At 71.3% G+C, this 11,981-nt stretch carries 12 protein-coding genes, 1 tRNA gene and 1 pseudogene; 10 read left to right on the top strand and 4 right to left on the bottom strand.

Annotated features, from left to right (window positions below):
• Positions 1 to 849, bottom strand: a pseudogene (locus IH45_RS1000000148685) (SUKH-4 family immunity protein); the annotation flags it as partial.
• Between the two features lie 6 nt (positions 850 to 855).
• On the bottom strand, positions 856 to 1,863 hold the full coding sequence (locus tag IH45_RS0112890; RefSeq protein WP_030666286.1) for an SMI1/KNR4 family protein: 1,008 nt from the start codon (positions 1,861 to 1,863) through the stop codon (positions 856 to 858).
• 330 nt (positions 1,864 to 2,193) lie between these two features.
• Between IH45_RS0112890 and IH45_RS0112885 the strand changes: the two genes are divergently transcribed.
• The 3 genes from IH45_RS0112885 to IH45_RS0112875 all read left to right on the top strand — a co-directional run bounded on the left by IH45_RS0112885 (position 2,194) and on the right by IH45_RS0112875 (position 3,852).
• The gene (locus IH45_RS0112885; RefSeq protein WP_030644407.1) at positions 2,194 to 2,706 is read left to right on the top strand and encodes a YwqJ-related putative deaminase; all 513 of its coding nucleotides are present in this window, start codon (positions 2,194 to 2,196) and stop codon (positions 2,704 to 2,706) included.
• A gap of 8 nt (positions 2,707 to 2,714) precedes the next feature.
• On the top strand, positions 2,715 to 3,275 hold the full coding sequence (locus IH45_RS0112880) for an SUKH-3 domain-containing protein (RefSeq protein ID WP_030666285.1): 561 nt from the start codon (positions 2,715 to 2,717) through the stop codon (positions 3,273 to 3,275).
• 232 nt (positions 3,276 to 3,507) lie between these two features.
• On the top strand, positions 3,508 to 3,852 hold the full coding sequence (locus tag IH45_RS0112875; protein WP_030666284.1) for a hypothetical protein: 345 nt from the start codon (positions 3,508 to 3,510) through the stop codon (positions 3,850 to 3,852).
• A gap of 99 nt (positions 3,853 to 3,951) precedes the next feature.
• Here IH45_RS0112875 and IH45_RS0112870 read toward each other — a convergent pair whose 3' ends face one another.
• A complete protein-coding gene (locus IH45_RS0112870) occupies positions 3,952 to 5,457 on the bottom strand; it encodes a sensor histidine kinase (protein WP_234440524.1) in 1,506 nt (501 codons plus the stop codon).
• 156 nt (positions 5,458 to 5,613) lie between these two features.
• On the opposite strand from IH45_RS0112870, the gene IH45_RS0112865 reads away from it, so the two are divergent.
• From IH45_RS0112865 to IH45_RS0112835, 7 genes are all read left to right on the top strand, one after another.
• Positions 5,614 to 6,468 carry a hypothetical protein gene (locus IH45_RS0112865; RefSeq protein WP_030666282.1) on the top strand — a complete coding sequence of 285 codons (855 nt, stop codon included), beginning with the start codon at positions 5,614 to 5,616 and terminating at the stop codon, positions 6,466 to 6,468.
• Positions 6,469 to 6,495: 27 nt separating this feature from the next.
• Positions 6,496 to 6,567: transfer RNA gene (locus IH45_RS0112860), tRNA-Gln, on the top strand.
• 111 nt (positions 6,568 to 6,678) lie between these two features.
• Positions 6,679 to 8,136, top strand: coding sequence for a bifunctional UDP-N-acetylglucosamine diphosphorylase/glucosamine-1-phosphate N-acetyltransferase GlmU (gene glmU / locus IH45_RS0112855; RefSeq protein ID WP_030666281.1), 1,458 nt, complete (start codon positions 6,679 to 6,681; stop codon positions 8,134 to 8,136).
• 70 nt (positions 8,137 to 8,206) lie between these two features.
• Positions 8,207 to 9,181, top strand: a complete 975-nt coding sequence (locus IH45_RS0112850; RefSeq protein WP_030374403.1) for a ribose-phosphate diphosphokinase — start codon at positions 8,207 to 8,209, stop codon at positions 9,179 to 9,181.
• A 220-nt stretch (positions 9,182 to 9,401) separates the two neighbouring features.
• A complete protein-coding gene (locus IH45_RS0112845; RefSeq protein ID WP_030666280.1) occupies positions 9,402 to 9,986 on the top strand; it encodes a 50S ribosomal protein L25/general stress protein Ctc in 585 nt (194 codons plus the stop codon).
• A 115-nt stretch (positions 9,987 to 10,101) separates the two neighbouring features.
• Positions 10,102 to 10,695, top strand: a complete 594-nt coding sequence (gene pth / locus IH45_RS0112840) for an aminoacyl-tRNA hydrolase (protein ID WP_030666279.1) — start codon at positions 10,102 to 10,104, stop codon at positions 10,693 to 10,695.
• Positions 10,696 to 10,783: 88 nt separating this feature from the next.
• A complete protein-coding gene (locus tag IH45_RS0112835) occupies positions 10,784 to 11,332 on the top strand; it encodes a hypothetical protein (RefSeq protein ID WP_030666277.1) in 549 nt (182 codons plus the stop codon).
• 21 nt (positions 11,333 to 11,353) lie between these two features.
• Here IH45_RS0112835 and IH45_RS0112830 read toward each other — a convergent pair whose 3' ends face one another.
• Positions 11,354 to 11,953: a hypothetical protein gene (locus IH45_RS0112830; protein WP_030666275.1), complete on the bottom strand. Its 600-nt coding sequence runs from the start codon at positions 11,951 to 11,953 to the stop codon at positions 11,354 to 11,356.
• Positions 11,954 to 11,981: the final 28 nt, after the last annotated feature.

Below are 11,981 nucleotides of genomic sequence, written 5' to 3'. Positions count from 1 at the left end.
GGGCGGCATCGCCCCGGCGGACGGGCCGGGCGGCGCGGGGGGCGGCGACGACGGCATCGGCGGCGCCACCGGCCCGCCGGTCCCCGGCTCCTCGATCGCCGGCGCCAGCATCGTCCGCGGCAACTGGCTGCCGCCCGCCAGCAGTTCGGTCTTCGCCTCGGGACGCGCGCTCCGCGGCGGCGCGTCCTCCTCGTCGAACCCGGTCAGCGGCGGCGCGAAGACGGTCTCGGGCAGCCCCACCGAACGGTCGTCGCTGCCGTCGTCCGCCCGGATATCGGTACCGGACCACGGGGTGGCACCGTCGGGGACCCGGTCCTGCACGGGCGGCTCGTCCTGTACAGGCTGCTTGTCCTGTATGGGCCGCTCATCCCGTACGGGGCGCTCACCCCCTATGGGCCGCTCGTCCCGTACGGAGGCAGCCCCCGCAGCCCCCGCGGCCGTCTCCCCCGCAGCCGTCTCCCCCGACCGCCGGTCCCCCAGCCCGATCTGGTCCGCCGCCTCCTGCAACCACTCCGGCGGCGTCAGCAGGAACGACGTCGCCTCCAGGTCGATCCGCTGCGGCGGCGCCTCCACCGGGGCGGCATCCGCCACCGCGCCGTACTCCTCCTCGTACCGCCGGATCACCTCACCCACCGGCAGCCCCGGCCACAGCGTCGTCTCCCCGCTGTCCCGCGCGATCACCAGCCGAGCCCGGCCCCCATCCGTGGACGGTCCGCCCTCACGGTCCTCCGCCCAGGCCACGAACCCCAGCTCGAACTCCCGCACCCGCACCTCACGCCGGAACGGACCCGGCACGTCATCGTTGACCCAGCGCTCCGCGCGCTCCTGAGCCTGCGCGAACGTCACCACCGCGCCTCACCCCTCCACCGGAACGGCACGCGCGAAGCCACCGTCCACCATCAAGTTCGCCACCGTCTCCAGCTCCGGCGGACTGCCCGCCAGCTGCTGGAGGAAATCGTCGAAATCCGCGCCGCACGGCAGCAGCAGCCGCTCCACCCGCTCCTGCACCGGCCACCCGTCCCGGTCCCGGGCGTCGTCGTACGCGCAGAACCACACCGAACCCGGCGCCTCCCCCCGCACCCGCACCGCGATCACCCCGCCCTGCACGAACCCCACACCCAGATAGTCCTTGGTGAAGTGGTCACGCAGACACTTGTTGACGTACACCAGATCATTCATCGCGGCCTCGTCCCGCACCGTGAAGAACGGCTGGTCCACCAGCAGCCCCAGATCCGCGTGCAGCCCCACACCCACCGGCGCACAGCCGCCCGCCGCCTTCAAAAACGCCCGGTACGCGCCCGGCAGCCGGTACCCGAGCGACTCCTCGGCCTGCTGCACCTGCTCCTCCGCCACCGACAGCTCCCGGTGCGGCAGCCCGAAGTGCACCGGCCGCGTGTCCTGCAACGGCCGCGTACCGCGCCGGCCGTGATCCACCGAAGCCGTCGCCAGCCCGCCGTGGTGCCGCAGCAGCGCCTTCACCTCGACCGGCACCAGCTCCATCCGCCGCGTACCCGCCACGTGGTGCCACGTCCAGCCGTGCGGCGTCGCCACCGACGGCACGTCCTCCCACAGCTCGTGCCCCTGCGCGTGCAGCGCCACGTTCGCCGACACATAGTCCGTCAGCCGCAGCTCATCCACGCCGAAACCCTCCGGCGGCTCCGCGATCTCCGCGGCCGCCCGCGCGTACGACGAGAAGTCCGGGAACCCGCGCCCGTCCACCGGCACCCCCCGCGGATACCGGGCGGCCCGCACCGGATCCGGGAAGTGCACGACCTGCCCGGCATAGGCCGAGTTCGGTGGCGCGGTGTGGCCCGCGGCCTGGGGGCCGGGAGGTGCCCCCAGCCCGTGCCGACCTGACGTCATGGCGGTGCTCCCTGGCTGATTCCGGCTACTGGGCACAGCCTATGCCGTGCCGCAACAGGCTCTCCCGCGCACACCCGCCCGCCACCCCGCCGCCCCGCCCCAACACCCGCGGCCGATCTCCCACTTCGGCGCACGCCCCCGCCGCGCACCCGTCCGCCGCCCGCCGCCGTACCGGTGCCCGTTCCGGGACCGGACCCGCACACAACCGTGACATCACCGACAGCCCGTCCGACTTCCCCAAGACCCGGGGCATTTGGCAGGCTGATCTCCCCCTACCCTTGCGGGGGACCTCCGGCGTCCCGGGGATTCGGGGAGGGAAAAGCACTGACCATGCGCACCACGGCACACCAGAAGACCGCCGCCACGGGAGACCCCCGCGTCGGCTGGAGCGGCACCGCCGACGACGACCGTCCGCCTGCCCTCCGCCACCGCCGCGACGGCATCCTCCCCACCGTCGGCGCCGCCCTGTCCGTACGCGGACGCACCCTCACCTGTACCGCGAGCAAGGCCGAACAGCCCCCCGTGCTCCACCACCTCGTACAGGACTTCCTCGACACGCTCCCCACCGCCCAGCGCGAACGCTTCACCGGGCGCTGCCCCGAAGCCGTCCTGCTGAGCCGCCACCTGACCGCCGTCGAGGCCAACCGCGGCAAACGCGCCTCCCGCAAACCCCTCACCAACGGCGAGGCCCGCCGCTCCCTGAAACATTCCAAACTCACCGCCCGGCACATCCGCGAGGACGGCGACCCCCTGCACGGCAGCTACGCTCCCCCCTGTCGCTCCTGCGACGCCCTCCTCGCCTTCTTCGGCGTCATGCCCATCGGCACGCACGCAGGGAGCTGACCAGCACCATGCCCCCCACCGCACCGTCCGCGGACTCCGCGGCACCCGTCGCCCCGGTCTACGACCGCTCCCGCAGCGCGGCCACCCGCTTCCCCGTCGCCGTCGACGCGGCCCTCCAGGACGCCGGCTGGCGCCCCGGCCGCTGGGACATGCAGCAGGCCGAACACTGGGCCGACGCCCTGCGCTCGCACGCCTCCCCCGCCGGACACCGGCACACCGTCTTCCCCGCCGCCGTCGAGGCGTGGGCCGAGTTCGGCGGCCTGGACATCAACCCCACCGGGCCCGGCCGCCACATCGCCCCCACCCCCTTCACCCTCGACCCGCTGCACGGCCTCCACCTCGCCCGCACCCTCGGCGACCTCGGCCGCGCCCTGGAGACCGACGTCGCCCCGCTCGGCCAGGAAGCCGGCGGCCAGGCCGTCCTCGCCATCGACACCGAAGGCCGCGTCTACAGCCTCGACCACACCGGCGACTGGTACCTCGGCCCGGACCTCGACCAGGCCCTGAACACGCTGGTCCTCGGCACCCGCCCGATACGGCTCAGCGCGGGGGCCGCTGCGGAGCACTGACGGTCCGGGAGCGCTGACGGTCTGGGAGCGCTGGGGCCGGGCCGTGGGAGCGCTGCGAGCCCGTCCGTGAAGCCCGACCTGAGGGCGTCATAAGGGGCGCTTCGTTCCGTTGCGCCGTGCGAGCCAATGCAGGCGTGTCCGCGTCATCCATAGGTGTGATACCCGGGTAGGCGGCTGCGCGGGCGGGCAGAGGTGAATGCGGCAATTTCTCCGCCTGCAGAGGGGCCTGTTGATGCGTCTTCGCTCCGCCTTCCCCGCCGTTCTCGGCGCCGTCCTGCTTCTGGCCGCCGTTCCCGGTTCCGCCGCTGCGGCCTCGGGGCAGTTCCGCTACTCCTACACGACCGTCGACGGTGACGAGGCCAGCGGCTTCCTGAACAACCCGCCCGGCGGCCGGTGCATCGATCTCCACGGCGTCGGCGAGGACAACCCCAAGCCGGGCCACTCGCCGAAGAACCGCACCGACGCCTGGGCGACCGTCTTCACCGACACCGACTGCGAGGGCAACTCCTTCCGCCTGAAGCCACGCACCGGCGGCGCGTCGGAGCGCCTGAAGGTACGGTCGGTCATCTTCGACTGAGGCAAGCAGGCCCCGGGGCCGCTTCGGAGGCCTCAGCCCCCGTACAGCCACGGGGCCTCATCCCCCCGTACCGCTACATGCACCCAGTCCCCCGTACCGCTACGCGGACTCAACCCCCCGCCGCCCCGGCAGCACCGCCGACACCCGGAAACCGCCCGCCTCCGTCGGCCCCGACACGAACACCCCGCCCAGACCGGCCACCCGCTCCCGCATACCGACCAGACCGTTGCCGCCGCTCGGCAGCCCGACATCCACCGCGCCACCCGCCGACGGACCGTTCTCCACCTGTACGGCGACCTCACCCTCGCGGTGCGCCAGCCGGACCCGGACCCGGGCACCCGGCGCGTGCTTGTGCACGTTCGTCAGCGCCTCCTGCACCACCCGGTACACCGTCTGCTCCGCCCCCGACGGATAACCGTCCTCCGCGGCCACGCCGTCCACCGACAGCTCCACCGCCATCCCGGCCGCCCGCGACTGCCCCACCAGATCACCCAGCTCCGCCAGCGACGGCCCCTCGCCGCCCTCCGGCTCCGCCGTCACCACCGCGGCACCGCCCCGCACCCGGCCACCGGCACCGGCCTCCGCCGCCCGCGCCCCGGACCGCGCCCCGGCACCCCTCGCGCCACCGGGCTCCGCCGGCCCAGCCGCCCCCGCGTCCGCCACAGCCGTACCCGCGCCGTCCGCCCGCGCCTTCGCCTTCGCCTTGGACGCCACCGCCACCAGGCGCTCCGGCTCGTCCGACACCGGCGCCGACGGCCGGCCCGCCGCCCCCTCCCCGGTCCGCAGCACGCCCAGCATCTCCCGCAGCTCGGTCAGCGCCTGCCGGCCCATGTCCCCCACCAGGCCCGCGTTCCGCGACGCCTTCTCCGGGTCCTTCAGCGCCACCGCCTGCAACGCCGCCGCGTGCACCACCATCAGGCTCACCCGGTGCGCCACCACGTCGTGCATCTCCCGCGCGATCCGGGTCCGCTCCTCGTTACGGGCCCACTCCGCCCGCTCCTCGGCCCGGTCGGCCAGCAGCGACAGCTCCCGCTCCAGCCCGTCCGCCCGCTCCCGCAGGCTCTCCACCAGGCGGCGCCGGGCCCCCACGTACAGACCCCACAGCACCGGCGGCGCCGTAACGATCAGCCCCACCGCGACCGACATCACCAGCACGAACCACGTCGGCGGCTGGAAGCCGGGCTCGTTGAGCAGGTCCTGCCGGAGCGAGAAGAAGCTGCTGACCAGCGTCCCGATCACCGACATCCCGGCCAGCAGCCCGAGCACCCGGCGCGGCACGTCGGAGACCGCCAGCGAATACAGGCCCACGATGCTCAGCAGCGCGCCCATCTGCGTCGGCGTCACCGCGATCGAGACCAGCACCACGGCCACCGGCCAGCGGCGGCGCAGCAGCAGCACCGGGCCCACCACCAGGCCGAGCAGCAGCCCGGCCCACGCGGGCAGCCCGGAGTCCCCGGCGAAGTCCAGCCCCTCGACCACGGTCTCCAGCGTCGAGACGACGGCCAGCGACACATCCAGGACGGCGCTCCGCCGCCGTGGCCACCACCACGGCCCGGAGGGCGCGTCCCTCGCACCCGTTGCTTCGATTGCCCCCGTTGCGGTCATACCGACCAGCCTACGGGCGCCCGCACGCGTTTTTCCGTCGAGCGCTCTGCACGCGAGTGCACCGTTACGGACCAGTACCGTCCCGTTTTCCCTCGAACTGTTGAATCGCCCACATTTTCGACCCCGCTGTACACCGCCCGGCCCGACGCTGAGCGCATGCACGACCACACACGAGCGGACTTCGAGTCCCTGCGCGACCAGGCCGTCACCCTCCGCCGCGCGGGCTTGAGCCGCCGCCAGATCCGCGACCGCCTCCACATCCACAACAACGACATCCTCAACCGCCTCCTGGAAGGCGAGCCCCCACCGGACTGGACCCGGCGCCCGAACGCGAAGGACGAGTTGCGGGCCAAGGCGCGGGAGCTGCGGGGGCGGGGGATGACGTACGACGAGATCCAGGTCGAGCTGGGCTGCTCGAAGAGCTCCATCTCCCTGTGGGTACGGGATATGCCCAAGCCGTCGCCTCGGCGGACCCGGACGGAGCAAGCCCAGCTCGCCGCCCGCAAGCGCTGGGAGCACGAGCTGACGATCCGGGACAAGGAGCGACAACGGACCAAGGCCACGGCCATGGGCGAAATCGGCACGCTTTCCGACCGAGAACTGATGCTGGTGGGCGTCGGGCTCTACTGGTCCGAGGGGACGAAGAGCAAGCCGCACCGCACGACGGAGACCATCGAGTTCGTCAACAGCGACCCAACCATGATCGAGATCTTCCTGGCCTGGCTGAAGCTGATGTCCGTCGAGCCCGAACGACTGCGGTTCCACGTGATGATCCATGAGTCCGCCGACGTAGCCGCAGCCGAGCACTACTGGGCGGATCTGGTCGGCCTCGATGTCACGGACTTCGGCAAGACGACCCTGAAGAAACACAACCCGAAGACAGTGCGCAAGAATGTGGGCGAGGGCTATCACGGCTGTCTCGTGGTCCGGGTTCGACGCGGAGCCGACCTATACCGTCGCGTCGAAGGCTGGTGGTACGGCATAGTGTTGGGAGTCCGGTCAACAGCCTGACGGAATGTCCGGTTTGTGCCGCAATAGTCCCCCGTGGTGTAATTGGCAGCACTGTGGCTTTTGGTGCCATCTGTTCGGGTTCGAGTCCTGACGGGGGAGCAATACTAAGTTCGGGTCCCGACCACAGGTCGGGACCCGCCCGCGTTTCGCCCGCAAACCACACCGGTATCCTTCGGGTGTCCACCACCCGAAGAAGCCGAAGGGCATCCCGTGAGCGCCAACCGCCCGGCCGCCGTCGTCGTTCTCGCAGCGGGTGAGGGCACCCGCATGAAGTCGTCGACCCCCAAGGTCCTGCACGCGATCTGCGGTCGCTCCCTCGTGGGGCATGTCGTCGCCGCCTCCCGAGAGCTGGACCCCGAGCACCTCGTCGTGGTCGTCGGTCACGCCCGTGAGCAGGTCGGCGGGCACCTCGCCGAGATCGACCCGGAGGTGCGCACCGCGGTCCAGCACGAGCAGAACGGCACCGGCCATGCCGTCCGCATGGGCCTGGAGGAGCTGAGCGACAGCGGTGTCACCCTCGACGGCACCGTGATCGTCGTGTGCGGCGACACCCCGCTGCTGACCGGCGGGACCCTCAAGAAGCTCGGTGACACCCACGCCGCGGACGGCAACGCCGTCACGGTGCTGTCGGCCGAGGTCCCGGACTCGACCGGGTACGGCCGGATCGTGCGCGACGAGAACACCGGCGCGGTCACCGAGATCGTCGAGCACAAGGACGCCACGGACGCGCAGCGCGCGATCCGGGAGATCAACTCCGGGGTGTTCGCGTTCGACGCGCAGCTGCTGACCGACGCGCTGGGCAAGGTGCGTACGGACAACAGCCAGGGTGAGGAGTACCTCACCGATGTGCTGGGGATCCTGCGCGAGGCCGGCCACCGGGTCGGTGCCGCGGTGGCGGACGACCACCGGGAGATCCTGGGCATCAACAACCGGGTGCAGCTCGCGGAGGCGCGCCGGCTGCTCAACGACCGCCTGCTGCACCGCGCGATGCTGGACGGCGTGACGGTCGTGGACCCGGCGACGACGTGGGTGGATGTGACGGTGACGTTCGAGGCGGACGCCATGGTGCACCCGGGTACCCAGCTGCTGGGCGCCACGCATGTCGCGGCGCACGCCGAGGTGGGTCCGGACTCGCGGCTGAAGGACACGTCGGTCGGCGAGGGGGCGACGGTGTCGTTCACGGTCGCGGACGGCGCGAAGGTCGGTCCGGGTGCGAGCGTGGGTCCGTACGCGTATCTGCGTCCGGGTACGGATCTCGGCCCGAAGGCGAAGGCCGGTACGTACGTGGAGATGAAGAACGCGTCGATCGGTGAGGGCACGAAGGTGCCGCACCTGTCGTATGTGGGTGACGCGACGATCGGTGAGTTCACCAACATCGGTGCGGCGAGCGTGTTCGTGAACTACGACGGCGAGGCGAAGCACCACACGACGGTCGGGTCGCACTGCAAGACCGGCTCGGACAACATGTTTGTGGCTCCTGTCACGGTCGGGGACGGCGCGTACACCGCTGCCGGCTCGGTCATCACCAAGGATGTGCCCCCGGGTTCGCTGGCGGTCGCGCGCGGCCAGCAGCGGAATATCGAGGGCTGGGTCGCCCGTAAGCGTCCCGGAAGCGCCGCCGCGCAGGCTGCGTCTGCTGCTGGCCAGGAGTCCGACGGCGAGCAGTGATCGTGCTCGGGTACGCCGTGCGGGGCGTACCGTGATAAGTGCACGCAAACAGGATTCGAGGAGATTTGCTGTGACCGGGATCAAGACGACCGGCGAGAAGAAGCTGATGCTCTTCTCCGGCCGCGCCCACCCCGAGCTGGCTGAGGAGGTCGCCCACCAGCTGGGTGTCGGGCTGGTCCCGACCAAGGCGTTCGACTTCGCCAACGGCGAGATCTACGTCCGTTACCAGGAGTCGGCGCGCGGTGCGGACTGCTTCCTGATGCAGAGCCACACGGCTCCCATCAACAAGTGGATCATGGAACAGTTGATCATGATCGATGCGCTGAAGCGGGCCTCGGCCCGCAGCATCACCGTGGTCATCCCGTCCTACGGCTACGCCCGCCAGGACAAGAAGCACCGCGGCCGCGAGCCGATCTCGGCCCGCCTGATCGCCGATCTGCTGAAGTGCGCGGGCGCGGACCGGATCGTCACGGTCGACCTGCACACGGACCAGATCCAGGGCTTCTTCGACGGCCCGGTGGACCACCTGTTCGCACTGCCGGTGCTCGCCGACTACGTGGGCGCGAAGGTGGACCGCGAGAAGCTGACGGTGGTCTCGCCGGACGCGGGCCGGGTGCGGGTCGCGGACCGCTGGTGCGACCGGCTGGACGCGCCGCTGGCGATCGTCCACAAGCGCCGGGACAAGGACGTGGCGAACCAGGTCACCGTCCACGAGGTCGTCGGTGACGTGAAGGACCGGGTCTGCGTCCTGGTGGACGACATGATCGACACCGGTGGCACGATCTGCGCCGCGGCGGAGGCGCTGTTCGCGAACGGCGCGGCGGACGTCATCGTGACGGCCACGCACGGCATCCTGTCCGGTCCGGCGGCGGACCGGCTGAAGAACTCGAAGGTCAGCGAGTTCGTCTTCACCAACACCCTGCCCACCCCGTCCGAGCTGGAGCTGGACAAGATCACGGTGCTGTCGATGGCGCCGACGATCGCCCGGGCGATCCGTGAGGTGTTCGAGGACGGCTCGGTGACCAGCCTCTTCGAGGAGCAGTGAGCCGGATTCCGTAGCCCTGGGGGCTGACGGAGATCGACTTTGGGGGCGGCCTCCCCGCCGGGTAGACTCATGGAGTTGCTCGGCGAGGGAGGCCGCACTTTTCTGTGGTGCGGCGGTCCGTTATCGACGCGCTCTTCGTAGCAGGTCTGTCGTGGGCCGGGTGACGCCCCACAGATCCGTCCGGTCCTTCCGCGACCGTGCCGACTACGAGGAGTGCCACATGGCCGAGGTCAAGCTCGACGCCAAGATCCGTACCGACTTCGGTAAGGGTGCCGCCCGCCGTTCCCGCCGCGAGAACATGGTTCCCGGCGTGATCTACGGTCACGGTGACGCCCCGAAGCACGTCGCCATCTACAACCACGCGCTGATGATGGCCCTGAAGACCCCGAACGCGCTGATCCGTCTGGAGATGGACGGCGAGAGCATGCTGGTCATCCCCAAGGCCGTGCAGCGTGAGGCCATCCGCGGCTTCCTGGTCCACGTGGACTTCCTGGCCGTGCGCAAGGGCGAGAAGGTCACCGTCGAGGTGCCGATCCACGTCGAGGGCGACCTGGCGCCGGGTGCCAACCTGCTGGAGCACCTGCTGAACACCCTGCCGCTGGAGGCCGAGGCCACCCACATCCCGGAGTCGGTGACCGTCTCCGTGGCGGGCCTGGACGCCGGTGACTCGGTGCACGCCAAGGACATCACCCTGCCGACCGGCTCGGCCCTGGCCATCGACGAGGAGACCGTGGTGCTCCAGGTCGTCGCGGCGCAGGCCGAGGCGCCGGCGGAGGCCGAGGGCGACGAGTCCGCCGAGGGCTGATCGCTTCCGTAACACGGGTTATCGTCTCGACCGCCGCCCCGCACCGTGCGTGCGTGGCGGCGGTCGAGCCGTTTCACGGGGCCGGCCGGTCCGGTTGCTGCAAGGAGACATGAGGATGACGACGGACGCTGAGGGTCCCTGGCTGGTCGCGGGGCTGGGCAACCCGGGCCCCGAGTACGCGGCCAACCGCCACAACGTGGGGTTCATGGTGGCGGACCTGCTCGCGGAGCGGATGCGCGGGCGGTTCAAGGCGCACAAGGCGCGGGCGCAGGTCGTGGAGGGCCGGATCGGCCCGCCGGGTCCGGGCAGCCGCCGGGTGGTGATCGCCAAGCCGATGACGTTCATGAACCTGTCGGGCGGTCCGGTGACGGCGCTGCGGGACTTCTACAAGGTGCCGGTCGGCAACATCGTGGCGGTGCACGACGAGCTGGACATCGATTACGGGGCGCTGCGGCTGAAGCTGGGCGGCGGTGACAACGGCCACAACGGTCTGAAGTCGATCACGAAGTCGCTGGGTGCGGAGTATCACCGGGTGCGGTTCGGTATCGGGCGTCCGCCGGGCCGTATGCAGGTGGCGGATTTCGTTCTGAAGGACTTCTCCGGCGCGGAGCGCAAGGAGCTGGACTATTTCGTGGACCGGGCGGCGGACGCGGTGGAGGCGCTGATCGTGGACGGTCTGGAGCGGGCGCAGAGCACGTACAACTCGTGACGGCGCGGCGGTGTCCGGTGGGTGGCGGGTGGCGGTGGACCCGGCCCCAGGTTGACCGCGGACAGTCACATGCCCAAGGATCGCCGCCATGCCCAAGAGCAGTCCGAGTACCAAGACGCGCGGCCGTACCGGTCGTACGGCCAAGAAGCGCAGCCGCACCCGTCGGCTGGGGGAGAGCGCCTACGGGCTGCTGCTGGTCGCCCGTACCGGGCTGATGGCGGCGCTGGCGCTGTTGCTGCTGGTGGCGGGCGTGTGGACGTCGTGGAACACGGCCAAGTACGCGATGTTCGTGAAGGGGCGTGAGCGCGGCACGATGACGGTGGCGGACTGCCGTGACGATCGGTGTGCGGGCCCGTACGTCCCCTCGGGGGGCGGTGGCGGGCGCCCGGCGCGGGTGTCGATGGCTGCTGCGGCGGCGCCCGGCGAGGGTGAGCGGGTCGAGGTGGTGCTCAAGCCCGGCACGGACCGTGCCGTGCGGACCGGCCCGGGCGGCATCCTGCATGCGTGGGTGCCGTTCGCGGGTTCACTGCTGCTGGCGGCGCTGGTGGTGGCGGGCGGTATGAAGATGCGGCGCACGGCGTGGGTGATGGGGGCGCTGGGGGCGGTGTTGCTGGGGGCTGCGTTCGTGGCGTTGTAGGGGTCCCTGCGGTGGGCCTCCTCAGTGCCGGTCGTGCATTTCCCACATGCCGAGTTCGTCGTCGTGGGCGCGCAGCCGGGTGACGGCCTCGCTGAGGGTGCGCTGCTCGGTGAGCTCGTAGAACAGGAAGAGCGGGGCGAAGACGCTGGCGTAGCCGAACGGTGCGCCGCGCGGTGCGATGTACGCGCTCGCTCCGGCGTCGAGGAAGGCGTCGGCCAGGGCCGGGTCGCCGGTGTCGCAGCCGTTGTTGATGACGACGCTGCCCGGCAGGCGGAGGTGTGTCCGCACCTCGTCGGGTCCGGCGGAGGCGTTGAACGGCTGGAAGGCGGCGAGTTCCGGGGCGAGGTCGTCGAGCAGGATGCGGCCTTCGTCGCCGTGGCAGGACAGGATGACGTACGGCGCGACCGGCCGGCTGCCGTCGAGGGCGGCCACGAAGTGCCGGGGCTGTCCGATGGGCAGGTAGTGGACCTGCACGCCGAAGCTCTCCAGGGCGTCCCGGAGCGGCCGTGCGTACCCGCTCTCCAGGTCCAGCAGGTCCACGGAGGTCCAGGCCAGCCGTCCCGCCTGGACTTCCCGTACGCGCGACGGCCGCTGTGTCGCGAGCCAGGTCTCTTCGTCCATGCGCGGTACCCCCCTAACGACCGTTGGC

It is taken from the genome of Streptomyces rimosus subsp. rimosus (assembly GCF_000720725.1).
Taxonomy (GTDB): Bacteria; Actinomycetota; Actinomycetes; order Streptomycetales; family Streptomycetaceae; genus Streptomyces; species Streptomyces rimosus_A.
The sequence above is the reverse complement of the archived record's forward strand: the minus strand, read 5'-3'. Positions and strand labels throughout refer to the sequence as shown.